This is a genomic window from Mesorhizobium sp. M0715, from assembly GCF_040320355.1.
Lineage (GTDB): Bacteria > Pseudomonadota > Alphaproteobacteria > Rhizobiales > Rhizobiaceae > Mesorhizobium.
The window spans coordinates 156,973-176,055 of sequence record NZ_JAMYPL010000007.1 but is presented as its reverse complement, the minus strand read 5'-3'; the positions used below and the strand labels follow the sequence as shown (position 1 = coordinate 176,055).

20 protein-coding genes are annotated in these 19,083 nt (G+C 61.6%); 4 read left to right on the top strand and 16 right to left on the bottom strand.

Features of this window, described 5'->3' with window-relative positions:
- Positions 1-82: 82 nt before the first annotated feature.
- Complete coding sequence (locus NKI21_RS11380; RefSeq protein ID WP_023810395.1) at positions 83-463, top strand: c-type cytochrome; 381 nt, start codon at positions 83-85, stop codon at positions 461-463.
- Between the two features lie 47 nt (positions 464-510).
- Here NKI21_RS11380 and gph read toward each other — a convergent pair whose 3' ends face one another.
- From gph to NKI21_RS11330, 10 genes are read right to left on the bottom strand one after another with little or no spacing between them, the layout of a single operon-like run.
- Positions 511-1,212: a phosphoglycolate phosphatase gene (gph, locus tag NKI21_RS11375; RefSeq protein WP_352440185.1), complete on the bottom strand. Its 702-nt coding sequence runs from the start codon at positions 1,210-1,212 to the stop codon at positions 511-513.
- The gene (locus NKI21_RS11370) at positions 1,209-1,766 is read right to left on the bottom strand and encodes a thioredoxin family protein (RefSeq protein WP_023810397.1); all 558 of its coding nucleotides are present in this window, start codon (positions 1,764-1,766) and stop codon (positions 1,209-1,211) included. The genes gph and NKI21_RS11370 overlap by 4 nt, the downstream gene beginning before the upstream one ends.
- A 21-nt stretch (positions 1,767-1,787) precedes the next feature.
- On the bottom strand, positions 1,788-2,474 hold the full coding sequence (gene rpe / locus NKI21_RS11365) for a ribulose-phosphate 3-epimerase (RefSeq protein WP_352440186.1): 687 nt from the start codon (positions 2,472-2,474) through the stop codon (positions 1,788-1,790).
- A 59-nt stretch (positions 2,475-2,533) separates the two neighbouring features.
- Entirely contained in the window at positions 2,534-3,472 is a 939-nt protein-coding gene (cbbX, locus tag NKI21_RS11360; RefSeq protein WP_023810399.1) for a CbbX protein, read from the bottom strand.
- Positions 3,473-3,479: 7 nt separating this feature from the next.
- The gene (locus tag NKI21_RS11355; protein WP_013532057.1) at positions 3,480-3,914 is read right to left on the bottom strand and encodes a ribulose bisphosphate carboxylase small subunit; all 435 of its coding nucleotides are present in this window, start codon (positions 3,912-3,914) and stop codon (positions 3,480-3,482) included.
- Between the two features lie 18 nt (positions 3,915-3,932).
- Positions 3,933-5,426, bottom strand: coding sequence for a ribulose-bisphosphate carboxylase large subunit (locus tag NKI21_RS11350; RefSeq protein ID WP_023810401.1), 1,494 nt, complete (start codon positions 5,424-5,426; stop codon positions 3,933-3,935).
- Positions 5,427-5,447: 21 nt separating this feature from the next.
- Positions 5,448-6,527, bottom strand: coding sequence for a class II fructose-bisphosphate aldolase (gene fba / locus NKI21_RS11345; protein ID WP_023810402.1), 1,080 nt, complete (start codon positions 6,525-6,527; stop codon positions 5,448-5,450).
- 11 nt (positions 6,528-6,538) lie between these two features.
- Complete coding sequence (gene tkt, locus NKI21_RS11340; protein ID WP_352440188.1) at positions 6,539-8,551, bottom strand: transketolase; 2,013 nt, start codon at positions 8,549-8,551, stop codon at positions 6,539-6,541.
- 10 nt (positions 8,552-8,561) lie between these two features.
- Entirely contained in the window at positions 8,562-9,434 is an 873-nt protein-coding gene (locus NKI21_RS11335; protein ID WP_352440189.1) for a phosphoribulokinase, read from the bottom strand.
- A gap of 8 nt (positions 9,435-9,442) precedes the next feature.
- The gene (locus NKI21_RS11330) at positions 9,443-10,489 is read right to left on the bottom strand and encodes a class 1 fructose-bisphosphatase (RefSeq protein ID WP_023810405.1); all 1,047 of its coding nucleotides are present in this window, start codon (positions 10,487-10,489) and stop codon (positions 9,443-9,445) included.
- A gap of 124 nt (positions 10,490-10,613) precedes the next feature.
- On the opposite strand from NKI21_RS11330, the gene NKI21_RS11325 reads away from it, so the two are divergent.
- Positions 10,614-11,552, top strand: coding sequence for a LysR family transcriptional regulator (locus tag NKI21_RS11325; RefSeq protein WP_127319312.1), 939 nt, complete (start codon positions 10,614-10,616; stop codon positions 11,550-11,552).
- Positions 11,553-11,744: 192 nt separating this feature from the next.
- The gene (locus NKI21_RS11320; RefSeq protein ID WP_352440190.1) at positions 11,745-11,945 is read left to right on the top strand and encodes a hypothetical protein; all 201 of its coding nucleotides are present in this window, start codon (positions 11,745-11,747) and stop codon (positions 11,943-11,945) included.
- Between the two features lie 15 nt (positions 11,946-11,960).
- Here the strand turns inward: NKI21_RS11320 and NKI21_RS11315 are convergent, their stop codons facing one another.
- Genes NKI21_RS11315 through NKI21_RS11290 form a run of 6 tightly spaced genes read right to left on the bottom strand, consistent with a single transcriptional unit; the run spans position 11,961 to position 17,000 of the window.
- Positions 11,961-12,590, bottom strand: coding sequence for a hypothetical protein (locus tag NKI21_RS11315; RefSeq protein ID WP_352440191.1), 630 nt, complete (start codon positions 12,588-12,590; stop codon positions 11,961-11,963).
- The gene (locus NKI21_RS11310) at positions 12,590-13,426 is read right to left on the bottom strand and encodes a lanthanide ABC transporter permease protein PedC (protein WP_050580490.1); all 837 of its coding nucleotides are present in this window, start codon (positions 13,424-13,426) and stop codon (positions 12,590-12,592) included. Before NKI21_RS11310 ends, NKI21_RS11315 begins: the two co-directional genes overlap by 1 nt.
- A gap of 35 nt (positions 13,427-13,461) precedes the next feature.
- Complete coding sequence (locus NKI21_RS11305; RefSeq protein WP_128303321.1) at positions 13,462-14,250, bottom strand: lanthanide ABC transporter ATP-binding protein PedB/LutE; 789 nt, start codon at positions 14,248-14,250, stop codon at positions 13,462-13,464.
- Positions 14,251-14,305: 55 nt separating this feature from the next.
- Positions 14,306-14,749 (bottom strand): hypothetical protein, encoded by a 444-nt coding sequence (locus NKI21_RS11300; protein ID WP_023810411.1) that lies wholly within the window; start codon positions 14,747-14,749, stop codon positions 14,306-14,308.
- A 28-nt stretch (positions 14,750-14,777) separates the two neighbouring features.
- Complete coding sequence (locus tag NKI21_RS11295) at positions 14,778-15,749, bottom strand: YVTN family beta-propeller repeat protein (RefSeq protein WP_352440192.1); 972 nt, start codon at positions 15,747-15,749, stop codon at positions 14,778-14,780.
- Positions 15,750-15,770: 21 nt separating this feature from the next.
- Positions 15,771-17,000: a lanthanide ABC transporter ABC transporter substrate-binding protein PedA1 gene (locus NKI21_RS11290; RefSeq protein ID WP_352440193.1), complete on the bottom strand. Its 1,230-nt coding sequence runs from the start codon at positions 16,998-17,000 to the stop codon at positions 15,771-15,773.
- A gap of 250 nt (positions 17,001-17,250) precedes the next feature.
- On the opposite strand from NKI21_RS11290, the gene NKI21_RS11285 reads away from it, so the two are divergent.
- Positions 17,251-19,080, top strand: coding sequence for a (5-formylfuran-3-yl)methyl phosphate synthase (locus tag NKI21_RS11285; protein ID WP_023810414.1), 1,830 nt, complete (start codon positions 17,251-17,253; stop codon positions 19,078-19,080).
- Positions 19,081-19,083 lie beyond the last annotated feature (3 nt).

Sequence of the window (19,083 nt, the reverse complement as noted above, 5' to 3'; positions counted from 1 at the left end):
CGCGTAAGGCGCATGCCGACGGATCAAAGGATCGGCATGCGCAAATCGTCCAGGGCACCCAGACGATCAATGAGGAAATGCCATGCGCGCAATCGCATTTTTCGCAGTCATGTCCGTTGTGCCCTTCATCGCGAGCCAATCCCAGGCACAGGATGCGGCGGCGGGTGAGAAGGTCTTCGCCAAATGCAAGGTCTGCCACGTCGCCGACCAGGACAAGAACAAGGTCGGCCCGTCGTTGAACGGCGTCATAGGCCGAACGGCTGGAACACACCCGGGGTTCAGCTATTCTCAGGCGATGGTCGCGGCTGGCAAATCCGGCGTCAAATGGGATGAGCCCTCACTGAAGACCTATCTTCACGATCCCAAGGCCATGGTCAAAGGAACGAAGATGGCGTTTGTCGGCCTCAAGCAGGACGAAGACATCGCCAATGTCATTGCCTATCTGAAGCAATTCTCGAAATAGAGCGCAGCCGGCCGTTCGAATTTGCGTTCGGCCGGCGGACGCCTCAATCACGCATCGGCTTGCAGCCTCTGCATTGCCGAAGGCAGATCGAAAAGGCTGTCGCAAACAAGGTCGGCGCCAAGCTCTTCCACCGGAATGTGGCTGTAGCCGCCGCGCAACAGAATGACGGGCAAGCCGGCGGCGCGTGCGGCGCCCAGGTCAGCGCCACTGTCTCCGACCAGCAGCGCGTCACCGGCGTCGACCCCAAGCTGTGCCAACGCCAGCAGCAGGGCATCGGGCGCCGGTTTCAGGAATGTCACCGCGTCTCCGCCAACGATGGCGCCGAAATATTCCGTCAATCCGAAATGAAGCAGGATTTCGCGGGTCGCCAACTGCGGTTTGTTGGTTACCACCCCCATGCTTACCCCGCCCAAATGAAAGTGGGTGAGAGCCTCCCTGACGCCAGGCATCAGCCTTGTCAGGCCGGTCAGATGCCGGCGGTAGATAGGCGCCATGACGCGGTTGGCCTCATCGAGAGCGTTACCGAGCAGTGGCGCTCCCGACGCCGCGAAGGCTCGCTCGATCAATTTCCTGACGCCGCCGCCGATCATGGCCGTGACCTGATCCAGGCGCAGCGGCGGCAGATCGCGGCTGGCCAGCAATTCGTTGACTGCGGCCGCTATGTCCGGCGCCGAGTCGACCAGCGTGCCGTCGAGGTCGAACAGGATCGCCTTCGGCGATCGAAGCGGCCTACCTGCGCCGACGTTCATGCGGCATCCTTCCACTTGATCGAGCAGCCGATCGAGGCGATCTGGTCCAGCGGCCCGTCGCCGGTTCGGGCAACCTGCTTCATCGCCTCGAACAGATCGCGTCTCAGCCCGGGCGCTCCGGCTTCTCGTCGCGAGGCGTCCAGCCGACCGCGATATTGCAGTCCCAACTCGCTGTTGAACCCGAAGAAATCGGGAGTGCACACGGCTGCGTAATCGCGCGCCACAGTTTGGTGCTGGTCGTGCAGGTAAGGGAAGCTGAAGCCGCTCGTCGTGGCGAAGAGCTTCATTTGGTCGAAGGAATCCTCCGGGTAGGCATCGGCATCGTTTGAGTTGATCGCGACAAAGCCGATACCTTCGGCCTTGAGGTCGTTGGCATCGCGCACGATACGTGAAATCACCGCCTTCACATAAGGGCAGTGATTGCAGATGAAGGCCACGACCAGGCCGTTCGGGCCGGCCTGGCTGAAGATCGAATGCGACCTGCCGTCGACGTCAGGCAAAACGGCATCGATGGCGCGCCAGCCGAAATCGCAGACAGGGGGGACGGCCGCCATGCTTGCCTCCGATGGAATGGTTTACGCGGCTTTCCGGATCGCACCGTCGGCCGCCTTTCGGATGGTTCCAATGTTGGCGCGATAGGCCGCCTCGGTGCCCCCCTTGAACACGGCCGACCCGGCGACCAGCACATTGGCGCCGGCCGCGGCGACCAGCGGGGCGGTTTCGGCCGTGACGCCGCCATCGATTTCGATGTCAATCGGGCGGTGGCCAACCAGTGCCTTGATTCGCCTGATCTTCTCGATGACCGCGGAAATGAAGGCCTGGCCGCCAAAGCCTGGATTGACCGTCATCAGAAGCACCAGGTCGAGCCTGTCGAGCACATATTCGATGGCGCTCTCCGGCGTCGAAGGATTCAGCGATACGCCGGCCTTCTTGCCGAGATTTTTGATCGCCTGCAGGGAACGATCGAGATGCGGCCCGGCCTCGGCGTGCACCGTGATGATGTCGCAGCCGGCGTCGGCGAAGGCGGCCAGATAGGGGTCGGCCGGCGCGATCATCAGATGGCAGTCGAAGACTTTGTCCGTTCGGTCGCGGATCGCCTTGATCACCGGCGGACCGAAGGTGATGTTGGGTACGAAATGCCCGTCCATCACGTCGAGATGGATCCAGTCGGCACCCGCCCGCACGACAGCTTCGACCTCGTCGCCGAGCCGCGAGAAATCCGCGGAAAGCACGGAGGGTGCGATGATTGTCCTGGTGACCATGGTCGTCGTCTCCAATCCTGTCTGCGCTGTTGGTCTCTGCGCCAGCCGGCTTCATCCCGTCAGCGCATCTTCGTCTCCGGTTCGCCTTCGAGTTTCCCTTCCGCGAACACGCGGCTGCCGCGGATGTCGGATTCCTCGATGGTGACAAGATCGGCCTTGGTCAACACCCTGCTGCGCGATGCGAAAAGCCGGTTGGCCTGCCGCAGCCGTGCCCGATCGAGCCCATTGCGGACCGAACGCGCGTTGGAGAAATGCGGCAGCCTCATGCGGATCGGAAGATACTCTTCGAGCGCACGGGATGCCGCCTCGCTGAGGCGATAATTCTGCTCCGCGAGCATAATCTCGGCGATTGATTTCAGTTCGCTGACACCATAGTCGGGGAAATCGAGATGGTGGGCGATGCGCGAACGCATACCGGGATTGCTGTCGAAGAAGCGGTCCATCTTGTTCTTGTAGCCGGCAAGGATCACAACCAGATCGTCACGGTTGTTCTCCATGCACTGCAGCAGGATTTCGATCGATTCCTGGCCGTAGTCGCGTTCGTTCTCGGGCTTGTAGAGATAGTACGCCTCGTCGATGAAAAGCACGCCGCCCATGGCACGCTTGATCACCTCGCGGGTCTTGGGCGCGGTGTGGCCCACATACTGGCCAACAAGATCGTCGCGCGTCACGGCGACCATGTGGCCTTCGCGGACATAGCCCAGACGATGCAGGATTTCGGCCATCCTCAGCGCCACGGTGGTCTTTCCGGTGCCGGGATTTCCCGTAAAGTTCATGTGCAGCGTCGGGGCGCCCGAGGTCAGCCCGAACTTGCGGCGAAGCCGGTCGACCAGGAGGAGAGCGGCGATCTCGCGGATGCGGGTCTTGACCGGCTTCAGGCCAACGAGTTCACGGTCGAGCTTGTCCATCACCTCGTCGATGTTGGAGGCCTCGAACTCGGCCTGCAGATCAACCGTCGCGTCCTGTGCGGCAGCGTCCTTGGTCATCGCGTTCAGCATGGTTCAGCTAGCTCCGCTCGCCCTCTGGCCTGTCGGTCGCATAAGGCACGATCGAATAACCCTGGCTGCGGCCGTCGCGCTCCTGGCGCAGCAGCCGGAACCCGGGTTCGCTGGGCGGCCGGTTGACAATGAACGACATGCGCGGCGCTTCCCAGCCCTTGGTCGAATCGAAGGCGGTTACCCGCACATACATGTTCGGACAGGCTTTCCGGCAAGCATTGACCTCGAGCAGTATGCCCGCCGGATCTTTCAAATCGAACATCGGGTTGCCGTACATTTCCCAGTAGGTGTTTCGCGGATGCGGATCGTCCGTGTACTCGACGCTGACCGCCCAATGGTTCTTCAGCGCGTATTTGATCTGCGCCGAAATCTGCTCATCGGTCAGGTCTGGCAGGAACGAGAACTGTCCCTGCGTGACCTTGTTTCCCGGATTGGTCATCATGACGATGGTTCCTTTCGTCTAGAAGCTGGGCGTTGCGGTTGGCACGAAGTCGGCCGTGTCGGTCGATTCGTAGTTGAAGGTGACGTCCTTCCAGGTCTCCAGGGCAGCCTTCAGCGGCGTGCACCATCTGGCCGCCTGTTCGAGGATCTTGGTCCCTTCGCGCAAATAATCGCGCCCCTCGTTGCGGGCCAGGATCATCGCTTCCAGGGCGACGCGATTGGCCGTCGCGCCTGCCTGGATGCCGTCCGGATGGCCGATTGTGCCGCCGCCGAACTGCAGGATGACGTCCTCGCCGAGATAGTGGATCAACTGATGCATCTGGCCGGCATGGATGCCGCCCGAGGCGACGGGCATCACCTTGTTGAGCGAGGCCCATTCTTGATCGAAGAACAGCCCGGTTTCGAGGTTCTGCGGCGTGCGCTCCTCACGCAGCGTGTCATAAAATCCCTTGATCATGAGCGGGTCGCCTTCCAGCTTGCCGACCACCGTGCCGGCATGGATGTGGTCGACGCCGGCCATGCGCATCCATTTGCAGATGACGCGGAAATTCATGCCGTGGTTCTTCTGGCGCGAATAGGTCGAGTTGCCGGCACGGTGCAGGTGCAGGATCATGTCGTTGCGGCGCGCCCACTTGGCCATCGACTGGATCGCCGTGTAGCCGATGACGAGGTCGATCATGACGATGCAGGAACCAAGCTGCTTGGCGAATTCGGCGCGCTCGTACATCTCCTCCATCGTGCCGGCGGTGACGTTAAGATAATGGCCTTTGACCTCGCCGGTGGCGGCCGACGCCTTGTTCACGGCCTCCATGCAGTAGAGAAAGCGGTCGCGCCAGTGCATGAAGGGCTGCGAGTTGATGTTCTCGTCGTCCTTGACGAAGTCGAGGCCGCCCTTCAGCGCTTCGTAAACGACGCGCCCATAATTGCGGCCCGAGAGGCCGAGCTTCGGCTTCGTCGTAGCGCCGAGCAGCGGCCGGCCGAACTTGTCGAGCCGCTCACGCTCTACCACGATGCCTGTCGCCGGCCCCTGGAAGGTTTTGAGGTACGCGACCGGGATACGCATGTCTTCCAGCCGCAGCGCCTTGACTGCCTTGAAGCCGAACACATTGCCGATGATCGATGCGGTCAAATTGGCGATCGAGCCCGGCTCGAACAGGTCGAGGTCGTAGGCGATGTAGGCGAAGTACTGTTGCTCGGTCTTGGTTCCGGGACCGGTGTTCGGCACCGGCTCGGATCTGAACGCCTTGGCGCGGTAGAGCTCGCAAGCGGTCAGCCGGTCGGTCCACACCACGGTCCACGTCGCAGTGGAGGATTCGCCGGCGATGGCCGCCGCCGCCTCCTCGTGGTCGACACCGGGTTGCGGCGTGATCCGGAACATGGCGATCAGATCGGTTTCCTTGGGCCTGTAGTCAGGCTCCCAATAGCCCATCTTCTTGTAGGGGATGACCCCTGACTTGTAGCGTTCCTTGCCTTCCTTGAGCGTCCCCACTGGCAGTATGTCGATCTTGTTCATGACAGGTCTCCTGTTTGTTGCTCAGGCGGCTTTCGCGGTTGCGATATGGGGGTCGAGTTTTCCCGCGGCGTAACGTTTCGCCATCTCGTCCATGGCGATGACCTTGATCTTCGAGGCGTTGGACGCCGTACCGAAGCGCTCGAAGCGGTCCCGGCAAAGGTCGCGCAAGGCATCCATGGCGGGTTTCAGGAATTTGCGGGGATCGAACTCGCGCGGGTCTTCCGTCGCGACGCGGCGGAACTGCCCGGCCATGGCCATGCGGCAATCGGTGTCGATGTTGACCTTGCGCACGCCGTAGCGGATGCCGCGCTCGATCTCCTCGACCGGAACGCCAAAGGTCTGGGGCATCTCGCCGCCGTATCTGTTGATGATGTCCTGCAGCTCCTGCGGCACCGAGGAAGAGCCGTGCATGACCAGATGCGTGTTGGGCAGCTTCTCGTGGATCGCCTCGATCACCTGCATGGCCAGGATGTCGCCGTCCGGCTTGCGGGTGAATTTGTAGGCGCCGTGCGAGGTGCCGCAGGCAATCGCCAGCGCGTCGACCTGGGTTGCAGTCACAAAGTCGACCGCCTGATCGGGATCGGTCAAGAGTTGGTCGTGAGAGAGCGCGCCCTCGGCGCCGTGGCCATCCTCCGCCTCGCTTTGGCCGGTTTCCAGCGAGCCGAGCACGCCCAGTTCGCCTTCGACGGAAGCGCCGACCCAATGCGCCATGCGTGCGACGCGTTCGGTTATGGCGACGTTGTAGTCGTAGCTTGCCGGCGTCTTGGCGTCCGCCATCAAGGATCCGTCCATCATCACCGAGGTGAAGCCGTGGCGGATCGCGGAAAGGCAGGTGGCCTCGCTGTTGCCGTGGTCTTGATGGATGCATAGCGGGATGGCCGGGTGGATTTCGGTCAGCGCCTCCATCATCTTGGCCAGCATGATGTCGTTGGCATAGGACCGGGCGCCACGTGAAGCCTGGATGATGACTGGCGCGTCGCAGGCCTTGGCCGCCTCCATGATGGCGAGGCCCTGTTCCATGTTGTTGATGTTGAATGCCGGAACGCCGTAGCCGTGCTCGGCGGCATGGTCGAGAAGCTGGCGAAGGGTGATGCGAGCCATTGTGAATCCTCCTAGATGATGAGCTTCAGCGCCGCTGCAGCAACCGCTTCGGATGTTATGTTGAAATGCCGGTAGAGGTCGGGGGCAGGGGCGCTGGCGCCGAAGCCGGTCATGCCGACGAAAGCACCGGTCTCGCCGATCCAGCGGTCCCAGCCCAGCCGGGCTGCCGCTTCGACCGCGACGCGCGGCGCCGAGCCGAGGACGGCCTTGCGGGTGGCGCTTTCCTGCTCCTCGAAAAGCTCCCAGCACGGCATCGACACGACGGCGGCGGCGACGCCATGCTCGGTCTCCAGCCTTTCGGCGGCAGCAACCGCGATCTCGACCTCCGAGCCGGTGGCGATCAGGGTGACGGCGCGGTGCTTTGACGGCTCGCGCAGGATGTAAGCGCCTTGGCAGGAGCGGTTCTCGTCGCTGTGCGACCGACGCAGCATCGGCAAGTTCTGGCGCGACAGCACCAGGACGCTCGGCCGATCCTTGCTCTTTAGCGCGAGTTCCCAGCACTCCGCCGTTTCGATGACATCCGCCGGGCGGAAGACGTTGAGATTAGGCGTGGCACGCAGCATCGCAAGGTGCTCGACCGGCTGGTGCGTCGGGCCGTCCTCGCCGAGGCCGATGGAATCGTGTGTCATCACATAGATGACGCGCTGGCCCATGAGCGCCGAGAGCCGCATCGCGCCGCGCGCATAATCGGCGAAGCACAGGAACGTACCGCCATAGGGCACGAAACCGCCATGCAGCGCGATGCCGTTCATGGCGGCCGCCATGCCGTGCTCACGAATGCCGTAGTGAATGTAGCGGCCGGCATAATCACCCGGCGCAATGCGGTTCATGCCCTTGGTGATCGTCAGATTTGAATGCGTCAGATCGGCCGAGCCGCCGACGGTCAATTCCGTTACGCCGTTGATGGCCTCCAGCGCCATTTCGGAGGCTTTTCGCGTCGCCACCTTGGTTGCCTTCTCGACATGTTCGCGACGAAAGGCGTCGAGCGCTTTGAAGACGGTGTCGGGCAGTTCGGCCGCGACGGCGCTCTCAAAAGCCTCGCGCCGCGGCGAGGCGGCAAGCCGCTGCTCCCAGGCGCGCCGCATCGCTTCGCCGCGACCGGCAATCTCGCGCCAGGCGAAAAAAATATCATCCGGCACATCGAACGGCGCGTGGGCCCAGCCGATGTTTTCGCGTGTCGCGGCGATCTCTGCTTCACCCAGCGGTGCGCCGTGCGTCTTCTCCGAACCGCCGAGATTGGGGGCACCCATGCCGATCACTGTGCGGCAGGCAATCAGCGATGGCCGATCCGACCGCCGCGCCGACTCGATTGCCGCGGCGACTGCCTCCATGTCGTGGCCGGCGACGCTTTGGACATCCCAGCCGGCGGCCTTGAAGCGCGCCGGCTGGTCCATCGACGTGGAGAGGGAGGTCGGCCCGTCAATGGAAATCGCATTGTCGTCCCAGAAGACGATCAGGCGGGAAAGCTTCAGGTGACCAGCGAGGTCTATCGCCTCGTGACTGATGCCCTCCTGAAGGCAGCCGTCGCCCGCAATCACATAGGTATGATGATCGACCAGATCGGTACCATAGCGGGCGGCAAGCATACGTTCCGCCAGCGCCATGCCGACCGCCGTGGAAATGCCCTGTCCGAGCGGTCCGGTGGTGGTCTCCACGCCAAGCGCATGGCCGTATTCCGGATGTCCGGCGGTGCGGCTGCCCAACTGCCGAAATCGCTGCAATTCCTCGATCTGCATGTCTTCATAGCCAAGCAGATGATGCAGCGCGTATTGCAGCATCGAGCCGTGGCCGGCTGAAAGCACGAAACGGTCACGGTCGGGCCAGCCCGGCCTCGACGGATCGATGTTGATGAAGCGGTTGAACAGCACCGTTGCGACATCGGCCATGCCCATCGGCATGCCAGGGTGACCCGAATTCGCCTTTTGGACGCTGTCCATCGCCAGCGCGCGAATGGCGTTCGCCATGTCGCGCTCCGAGACGGGAGCGGTTGTGGTGACGGGCTTCAGTGCTGTTTGGCTGGTCATTGCATCCTCCTCACGACACACGGCTCTTGCGTTCAGTCAATTGCAGAATGAGCGGCGTCAGGATCAGCTGCATGGCAAGATCGAGCTTGTTGCCTGGCACCACGATGGAATTTGGCCGCGACATGAACGAGTCGTGGATCATCGACAGCAGATACGGAAAATCGATGCCGCGCGGATTGGCGAAGCGGATAACCAGCATCGATTCGTCGGGCGTCGGAATCCAGCGCGCGATAAACGGGTTGGACGTATCGACGATCGGCACGCGCTGGAAGTTGATGGCGGTCTGCGAGAATTGCGGGACAATGTAGCGGACATAGTCGGGCATCCGGCGCAGGATGACGTCCATCACCGCCTCGGTGGAATAGCCGCGTGTCGAACGGTCGCGATGGATCTTCTGGATCCATTCGAGATTGATGACCGGCACGACGCCGATCTTGAGATCCGCATGCTTGGCCAAATTGATCGTGTCGGTGACGACACAGCCGTGCAGCCCCTCGTAGAAGAGCAGGTCGCTGGGAGCGAATTCGCGCCATTCGGTAAAGGTTCCCGGGGGCGTGCCGTGCTGCTTTTCCTCTTCCTCATCATGAATGTAGGTGCGGGTCTTGCCGGTTCCGCGGCGGCCATATTCCGCGAACACCTCTTCGAGAATTCCGAGTTCGTTGGCCGCGGCATTGAAATGGGTGAAGTTCGGGTTGCCGGCCTTTTCCTCCTCGGCCACCTTTGCCTTCATCGCCGCGCGGTCGTAGCGGTGGAATGCGTCGCCTTCGATGAAAGCGGCCTCGATGTTCTCGCGCCGGAAAATCAGCTCGAAGATGCGCTTGACCGAGGTCGTGCCGGCGCCCGACGACCCGGTGATGGTGATGATGGGGTGCTTGGCTGACATGGTGCTGCTCAGGCTCTGAACAGGCCGCGGCGGCTGAACAGCGGCGCACGCTCACCGATGTTGCTCGGCTCTGTGTGGTAGCGGGTGATGCGCGCGACTTCCCGCGCCGACCCGAAGATCATCGGCACGCGCTGATGCAGGCTCTCGGGTTCGATTTCCAGGATACGGTTGATCGCATCGGTGGCGGCACCGCCAGCCTGTTCTATGAGATAGGCGATCGGGTTGGCCTCGTAGACGAGGCGCAGCCGTCCCTGACCATAGCCCTTGCGCCGATCGCCGGGGTAGAGAAAAACGCCGCCGCGCATCAATATGCGGTAACAGTCGGCAACCAGAGAGGCGATCCAGCGCATGTTGAAATCCTTCTCGCGCGGTCCTTCGGTGCCCTCCAGGCAGTCGTCTACATAGAGCCGCACGGCCTCGTCCCAGTGCCGGTAGTTGGCGGCGTTGATGGCGAACTCCTGAGTGCGTTGCGGAATGATCCGGCTTTCATAGGCCTGGACGAAGGTTCCGAGCCTTGTCGAGAAGACGAAGACATGCGTGCCGCTGCCGAGCGACAGGACGAGTGCCAGCTGCGGCCCATAGATGAAGAAACCGGCGCCTAGCTGGTTCACGCCCGCCTGCAGGAAAGAGGCGGCCGGATCAGCGTCCGGCGCGCCAGTTGCGGTCAGGAGCGAGAAGATCGTTCCGATCGACACGTTGGTGTCGATGTTGGAAGAGCCGTCGAGCGGGTCGATCGCGATGGCGAGTGGCGCTTGCCTGTCGAGCAGGACTGGCTGCTCCAGCTCCTCGGAGGCGTAAAGCGCGACCGGTGCACGGCGCATGGCGTCGAGGAAGATGTCGTCGGAGAAGACGTCGAGATCCTTCTGGACGTCGCCATCGGCATTGGCGCCACGGGTTTCGGCAAAGGCGGCGCCGAGCACCCCTTGGTTGATGGTGTTGCGGACCTTGATGGCGGCCTGTGTCAACTGACGGACGGTCGTCACAACTGCCGAGCGAAATTCGTCAGGCTGGCCGAGATAGGAGTTCAGAAAAGCGTCGAGCGTTGCCGCTGGCATCGTAACCTCCCGGTCGGGCCGCATCTCCTCGGAGCGGCTGGACTGGAGGAATGGAAACAAACGTCGCCAGATAAGTAAAATTCAATAACTTTACTTAACCAGTAAAAATAATTTAGTATGCGGCATGAGAAACCTCACCCTTAAGCATTTCAAGACCGTCCAGGCAATCATCAAGTGCGGCAAAATTGTCAGCGCAGCCAAGATGTTAGGTCTGTCTCCTCCAGCGCTGACAATCCAGCTGCGGCAAGTGGAGGAAGAATTCCAGCTGGCTCTGTTCGACCGAACGTCGGACGGCATGCGTCCCACTGCCGCAGGTCGGGCTTTCGTCGAGACAGCGCAGGTTATCGAGGAGCATCTCGGTTTGCTCGAAGACAAGATGGATGCCATCAAGGGCGTACGCACCGGCAGCTTGAGGCTCGGCGTTGTTTCCACCGCCAAATATTTCGCGCCGCGGCTGATGGCTGCGTTCATGAAGGACCATCCCGACATCGACATGCGGCTTGCCATCGGCAACCGTGCCCAGACGATCGACAACCTCAGGAACCACGACATCGATATCGCGCTGATGGGGCGCCCGGCGAAGGAGGTTCCGGTGCGTGCTTCGGTCTTCGGCGATCACCCGCTGGTCATCATCGCGCCGCCCGACCATCCGTTGGTCGCGGCGCGCGATATCTCCAAGGAGCGCATCGCCGAGGAGCATTTCCTTATTCGCGAGCCCGGCTCCGGAACCCGCATCTCGTTGGAAATATTCCTGAGCGACGTACCTGGGCGCATCGACGACCTCGGTGTCGAGATGGCCTCGAACGAAACGATCAAGCAGGCGGTGATGGCTGGTCTCGGCATCGCCTTCATCTCTGCCCACACCATCGCTGCGGAAACCGAAGCAGGCCGGCTTGTCATCCTCGACGTTGTCGGCATGCCGATCCGCCGGCAATGGTTTTCGGTGATGCGAACCGATCACGCGATCTCGCCGGCCATGGCCACGTTCAACGATTTCCTGATGCGCAAGGGCGCGATGTATCTGCCCCTTTTCGGAAAGCTGTATCCAGACAAGGCGGGATGACATTGCACGAACGCAACGGATGAAAGCCCGGTGGATAACGCTCGCGATCGTTGGTGTTATATAAGCAATATGTTATGTTGCAGTGCGAAAGAGCGGGGGCCACGTCCTTTCACACCCGTAAGCGATCCGTATGTGCAACCCCTGCAGAAATCTCCCGGGTAGGGTTCGGGAATTCGATGGGGAAAAGGGGTAATGCTTTACACACTCGTTATGATGGTCTGCCTGACGGATGTACCGCGGACCTGCGAACAACGCGAACAAATGGCAGACGGTCTGGCGATGAATCCCGGGACTGCCTTCATGCAGGCGCAGCCGCTGGTGGCTCGGTGGATCGAGACGCATCCCGGTTATTTCGTGCAGCGCTGGCGTGTGCTGCCTGGCAGGGGGTCATGAGGCAGGCGCCAAGGTCTATTTCTTCACGACGAGCGTTTCCGAGACGGTCTTCGACAACTGGTAAAGCCGCTGCTCGATTATCGTGGGCACATCGCAGACATAAGTCAGCGACTGGACCCGTTCGGTGAAAATTCGCGTCGCGAAATTCAGCTGGTCGGTTCGCCGTTCGACTTCGTCCGGATCCGCATCGGCCTTGGCGCGCAGCGCGTCGACTTCGGATGCTTCCTTGCGCAACTGTGCCGCCATTTCGAGCTGTTTGTGCGCATAGCGGGAGATGCCGGAGATCACGTGCGAACGCTCGGCGTCCATATGGTCGAACATTCCCTGCACCAGCATCGTCATTTTTGGTGCGACCTGCTCGGCCGACAGGGAAGTCGCGAAATCCTTGATCTCTTTCTGGGCTTCGGCAACCGGCGTCCGCCGGGCCGCCACCGCCTCGACAAGCGCCGACACACGGGCATCCTTCGCCCAATCTTTCGCGGTCGCAGGAAGCTCCGGCCCATTCCAGATCTGGCCAAGCGAGAGCTGTGGCACCTTACGCTGCATGCAGGGCCAGTCGGGATCGGTGTTTGCCGCGCCGGCGCTCCCCATCGAGGCAAGCGTGGCGACCAGAACCAGAGTGTGAGCAAGCCTCATTCGCGCCATCAGGCGTTTCCTCCCATGTCCTGTTTGCGGATCACCAAACCGCGCGAAGGATCGTATGCGATGATGGCGCCGCCCAGAAACAGCAGCGTGCAGCCGGCGACGACGCCCAGCGACAGCCATTCGATCTGTCCGTAGAAGGCAAAGCGGATCAGTTCGACGGCATAGGTGAACGGGTTGCAGAGGCAGATCTTGTAGAGCAGCGGGCTCGCCTCCTGGATGCGCCACAAGGGATAGAGCGCCGGAGACGCGAAATAGCCGGGAAAGATGACGAAGTTCATGATGCCGGCGAAGTTTTCGAGCTGCTTGATCAGCGAAGACAAGAGCATACCGAGCGCGCAAAGCATCATGCCCGACAGGAACAGTGCCGGCAGCACGTAGAGGTAGCCGAGTGGCGGCGCCTTGACGCCCCACAACCAGGCAACGATCAGGAACGCGTAGACCTGCACGATCGATACGGCCACACCGGCCAGCATCTTCGACACCAGCAGGAACCAGCGCGGAAACGGGCTGACCAGCAGGATGCGCATGTTGCCCATCTCGCGGTCGTAGACCATCGACAGCGAAGACTGCATGCCGGAAAACAGCAGGATCATGCCGCAAAGGCCCGGTGTGATATAGACCTCGTAGAGCACATAGGTCTTGTAGGGCGGGATGATCGACACGCCGAGCACCTGGCGAAAGCCGGCGGCGAAGATGAACAGCCAGACGAGCGGCCGGACCAGCGAGGAAATGAAGCGTTCGCGCTGGTGCAGGAAGCGCAGGCACTCGCGCAGGACGACGCCTTTCAGGCAAATGAGATAGTGGCGCAGGCCGAATGGCTCAGACCGCACCGGCATGATGCCGGCGACCTTTCCAGGCATCGCAGGAGCGCTCATGGCGACGTCTCCGCCATGCCCGCCGCATCGACGCGGCTGAGCTTCGAAAAGGTTTCGCGAATCGAATTTCCACCGTTCGCACGGGTCACATCCGACACCTTGCCGCTCGCGACCAGATCACCCCGCCGCAGTATGACAACATGGTCGGCGTCTTCGACTTCGTCGATCAGATGCGTGGCCCAGAGCACGCCGATGCCCTCTGCCTGGACGAGCTTGCGGATGGTGGCGAGGATGCCCGCGCGGGATTCGATGTCGAGGCCGACGGTCGCCTCGTCAAGCAGGAGCAGGGAAGGTCGGTGAAGCAGCGCCCTGGCGATTTCGATGCGTCGCATCTGACCGCCGGAGAGGCTGCGTGCCTTGTCGTGCTGGCGGCCCTGCATGTCGACCGTTTCAAGCAGCGCGGCAATGCGCTGGCGAGCTTCGCGTCCGCCAATGCCATGCAGCGAGGCGTGGTAGGAGAGATTCTGGTAGACGCTGAGGTCGAGGTCGAGCGTGCGTGCCTGGAACACGATGCCGACCCGTCTGAGTGCTTCGCCGGACGCGCGGCGAATGTCATGGCCGAAGATGCGGATCGATCCGTGACGCGTGTCGTAGAGGTGGCTTATCAGTGAGAACAGCGTTGTCTTGCCGGCCCCGTTGAGGCCGAGCAGAACGGTGAAAGTCGCCGGCGCGATCGAGAAGGAGACGTCGTTGAGCGCCCGCTTCTGGCCATAGGAATGGCTGACGGCGCCGACATCGAGCGCCGCCACCTCTTCTCCCGGACCGTTTGTCCTCATATGCTGCATGCCGGGTCGCTCCTTCAGGACGCGTTGGCTATCTGGCGCCCTGGTCGCCTTTGTCTCACTTGATCGTAATCTTGCCCTTCAGTCCCTTGTCGGCAAGGTCGGGAACCGACCAGGTATATTCGCCCGGGCGAACGGTATGGAACTGCACCTGGATCGTTCCCGCATCGTCGAATTCCAGCCAGGCTGGTCCGCCGTCCATATGCACTTCCAAATCGTTGATGACGATCTGGTCCATCCAGACATTGCGGAAGAGGTCGGTCACGAACTTGTATTCGAAACCGCCTTTGGAGGTGATCTTCCAGCGATACCCCTGGCCGGCGATCAGCTCGAAGTCCTTCTGATTGACGGCATAGGTGGAATCGGCCGAACCGATAATCAATTCCGGCAGGTTCTTGCTGGCACGCGACGGTTTTGGTGTTGCGTCGTCGGCGCTTGCTCCGATCGGAGCAAGGACAAATCCGGCGAGCGCGGCGAAGAAAAACCTGCGGCAAAGTTTCATGTCTTGACCTCCCGATGATCAATGTCTGCTATTTGGGCGAAATGACCACACCCCAGGGCTGCTGGCCCACGGTGAGCGATTGGACCGGCTCGTCGGTGGCCGTGTCGATGAAGGTGATATCGTTGGAATTGCCATTAGTGGTGATTAGCGTTTTCTGGTCGGGCGTGAAGGCCAGATGCCAGACGCGCTGGCCGACGAGGATGTATTTCTCCACCTCGTAGGTATCGGTATTGATCACCGCGACATGGTTCGCCGGGCCGAGCGCGACATAGGCTTTCTTGCCATCGGCACTGATGGCGATGCCTACCGGCTGGATGGTTTCGGCCCGCAGTCCCTGAATCGCGAACTGGATCTTCTTCACCACTTCGCGTTTGGCGTTGTCGATGACGCTGACGGTGCCGCCAACCTCGGCGCTGACCCAGACCTGCGTGCCGTCGGGCTTGAAGTCGGCGAAGCGCGGGCGCGTGTCGACCAGCACGTTGTCGGTCACCTCATGCGTGCCGGTGTCGATGAAATGCGCCATGCTGGTGGTTTCCGAAGTGTTGACCATGGTCTTGCCATCGGGGCTGACACCCATGCCTTCCGGTTCCACGCCGACCGGAATCTCGGCCAGGACCTGCTTGCTTTCGACGTCGATGGCGGTGACGAGATTATCGTCCTCATTGGCGACATAAAGCGTCTTGCCGTCCGGCGAGAGCACGAACAATTCGGGATCGGGGCCGGATGGCAGCGTACCGACGATTTCAAGCGTCGCGGTATCGATGATCTGGACCGTATCGTCATCGCTGGCGCATAGGTAGACGAACTTGCCGTCATGCGAGATGGTGATGCCGCGCGGCCTCTGGCCGACTTCGACGGTCTTCATCACCTGCATCGTCGCCGTGTCGACGACGGTCATCGTGTTGTCCTTCTCGTTGGAAACGTAGGCCGTATAGGCCGATGCGGGGCTGACTGTCAGGCCGGCCGCGAGAATGGCGAATGCGCAAGCTCGTTTCTGCACGCAAATTCCTCCCGATTGACTCTACTTGAGAGCGCATTTCGTTTCCGGCTGATCGACACCGAGCGTGTCGAGTTCGGAGACCTGGTGAAGATAGCCCTCTTGTGGCGATGTCGAGACGACGGACTTGGTATCGCCAAGCAGGATCGGCTGGCGAAGCTGGAGGTTCCATTTGCGGAAGGTCAGCTTCTGCCCCTTGAAAGCAGCAACCGAAAAATCGTCAGAGCGCATGTAGTCGCTGATCTTTTTCGCATCGTCGCCGTTGGTGCGCGTGGTGGCCTCGCCGACGGCACGCACCGCCGTCCAGGCCGACATGTCCTTGGAGAGCATCCGCCGGCTCGTCGTCTTCAGGAAGCGGCTCTGCATCTGGATGCCGCCCCACTGTTCGCTGGCGGGATGCCACGACGATGCAACCAGACCGGCCGTGCCGGCGACCAGCCGCGGCGTCCAGGTGCGATAGGGCACGTAGGTCCCGAAAACCTCGCTTTCGTCGGCGACAAGCACCACGTCATGCTCCGGGAGATCTTGCGTGAACACGGAAATCTGCTGCTGTATCTGCGTGGCGCCGGTGTCGGTGCGCCTGGCTGTGCCGGTATCCTTGAATTCCTTCTCGGCGACGATCTGGCCGCCGAAGCGGGTCGCCGCGCGGCGCAACGCATCGGCGTAAAGATGATCCTGCTCATGCGATCCATAGAGCAGCACCCAATTCGGCCACTTCTTCACCATGAGATACTGCGCCAGCGCATCGGCCAGCATGCTGCGCGTCGGCGCGATATGGAAAACGTTGATGCGGCAGTCCTCCTCGCGAAGGCTGTCGTCGGTCGCGCCGACGTTGAAGATCAGCACGCCTTTTTCGCGGGCGATGTCGGCGATCGACAGCAATTGTTTTGCTGAAAGATCGGCGACCACATAGCGGTCGCCTTTGGCGATCAGGTCCTCGAATGCCCGAACCGCGTCGCCTTCGGGTTTGATCTCGGTCACGTCCAGGCTGAATTTCTGGTTGGTGAACTTTCCCGTCGTGTTGTTGTCGCCGATTGCCACCTCGGCGCCGGCGACACCTTCGTCACGTGGCGGCAGGTCGAGCATGGAAAGCGTCAATTGCGGTGCGTAGGCCCGCAAATAACCTATTTTGATTTCAGTTGTCTTTTTTTCCGGCTTCGCCACCGTTTCCTGGCCTGTCGCGTCGGAAACGTTGACGGTCAGGGAAAAAAAGCACAAAAAGGCAGCGAGAGTGCCTGGCACCGCGCTCGTCATCGATAGTAATTACCCATTCTTGCGCAAAGGTTCGACTGTTGCCGGACCCGCGCCAAGTCAAGGTGCCCATGATCAACTTAGCCGACCCGCAAAATTTATCAAACCCTATCGGACGACTTTTCGCGCCTGCCAGAACGGTGCGGAAAGTCGCCAGCGTCGATTCGCGTGGCAACACCGACGAGACGTGGCGCAGGGGCATCGACCGCCTTTATAAAAACGTCTTGTCCTCCAAACTGGAGAAACTGTTCAAATGACCAGAATGCTGGCAAGCGTCACCGGCATCGAAGAGGCGGAGATCGCTCTTTCTGGAGGTGTCGATATCGTCGACCTGAAGGACCCGAAGGCGGGAGCCCTGGGCGCGGTGTCCACGGAAACCATGCGCCGAACCATTTCGTTCATCGCTGGTCGGGCTCCGGTCAGCGCGGTCTGCGGCGACCTGCCGATGGAGCCCGAAACGATCCGCATCAAGGCCGAAGAGATCGCGGCGACCGGCGTCGACTATGTGAAGATCGGATTTTTCCCTTCGGCAAATATCTCTGCCTGCGTAGAAGCGCTCGAACCGCTCGCTGCACGAACGAAGCTGATTGCCGTGCTGTTTGCCGATCTGGCGCCGGAGTTCGAGCTTCTGCCGATGTTCGCCAGGCATCGCTTCCATGGCGTGATGGTCGATACCGCGCAAAAGGGGAAGGGCCGGCTGCTCGATCATCTGCCGCCGGAGCGTATTCCGGGATTCGTCGATCGCACGAAATCGCTCGGTCTGATGGCAGGCCTGAGTGGATCGTTGGAAGCTCCGGATATTCCGCGCCTATTGCCTTTCGCTCCGGATTTTCTCGGCTTTCGGGGGGCGCTGTGTGGCCATTCCGGTCGCACGAGTTCGATCAGCGCCGAGGCGGTCTCGCAGATTCGAGAGTTGATCCCGACGGAATCCGGGACCGGCGGTCAATTGAGTATCGACTATCGCCTGTTGGCGGCGAGAGGCTATTCGCCGGACACCGACCCGACACTGGGCACGGACAGGACTTTTGTGCGGGATTTTGTTCTGCCGGTCCAGATCGGCGCCTACAGCTTCGAGCATGGCCATACTCAAAAAGTGCGCTTTGATGTGACCGCCGACGTGCTGCAAATCACCGACCATCCCGAGGACATGCGCCATGTATTCTCTTATGACATCATCATGGACGGCATTCGCACCATCGTCGCGCGAGGCCATATCCAGCTCAGCGAGGCTTTGGCCGAGCAGGTGGCAGCGCACGTCCTGGAGAACCAGCGGGTCGTGCGCGTTACGGTAAGGGTGGAAAAGCTCGAGCTCGGTCCTGGCGGTGTCGGCGTCGAGATCGAACGCAAGCGCCAATCGGCGGGACGCGGCGCTGCCTCCGGCACCGCTGGCCGAGAAGACCGAAGCGTTGTCTTCCGGCCGCGCCAGGAACGCCCCGAAATGCTCCGACGGGCCATCGTCAAGCTTGGCGGCAGCACGGCCCACGCGGCGGAGATGAAGAGCTGGATCGCAGCGCTGGCGGGTTCCCGGCTGCCGATCGTCATCGTGCCCGGCGGCGGGCTCTTTGCCGATCATGTGCGTGAGACGCAGACACGCATGGATTTTTCCGACACCGCCGCACATGCCATGGCGATCCTGGCCATGGAACAGTTCGGCCATGTCATCCTCGACCGGGACGAAAGGCTGACGCCGGCACGGTCGCTGGATGAGATCGGGCGAGCGTTGGAGGCGGGGAAGGTTCCGGTGTGGCTGCCGTCGTCACTGGCACTGCCGGCGCTGGATGTTCCGGCCTCCTGGGACATTACCTCCGATTCTCTGGCCGCCTGGCTTGCCGGTAAGCTTGGCGCAAACGCGCTGTTGCTTATCAAGCAGACCGGTGCATTCTTCGACAGCGATACCGCTGACAGCCTGAGGACCCGAGGCATTGTCGACCCAGGCTTTGCCGCCATGCTGCCTGACGGCGTCGATTTCCATCTCGCCGGTCCGAAGGATGCTGCCGAGGCCGGCGCGATGCTCGTGTTAGGCAAGCTGCCCGGCATCAGGATCGTGGCTTCTACAGGGTCGTCGGCAAAGAAGGCGGGATAGCCG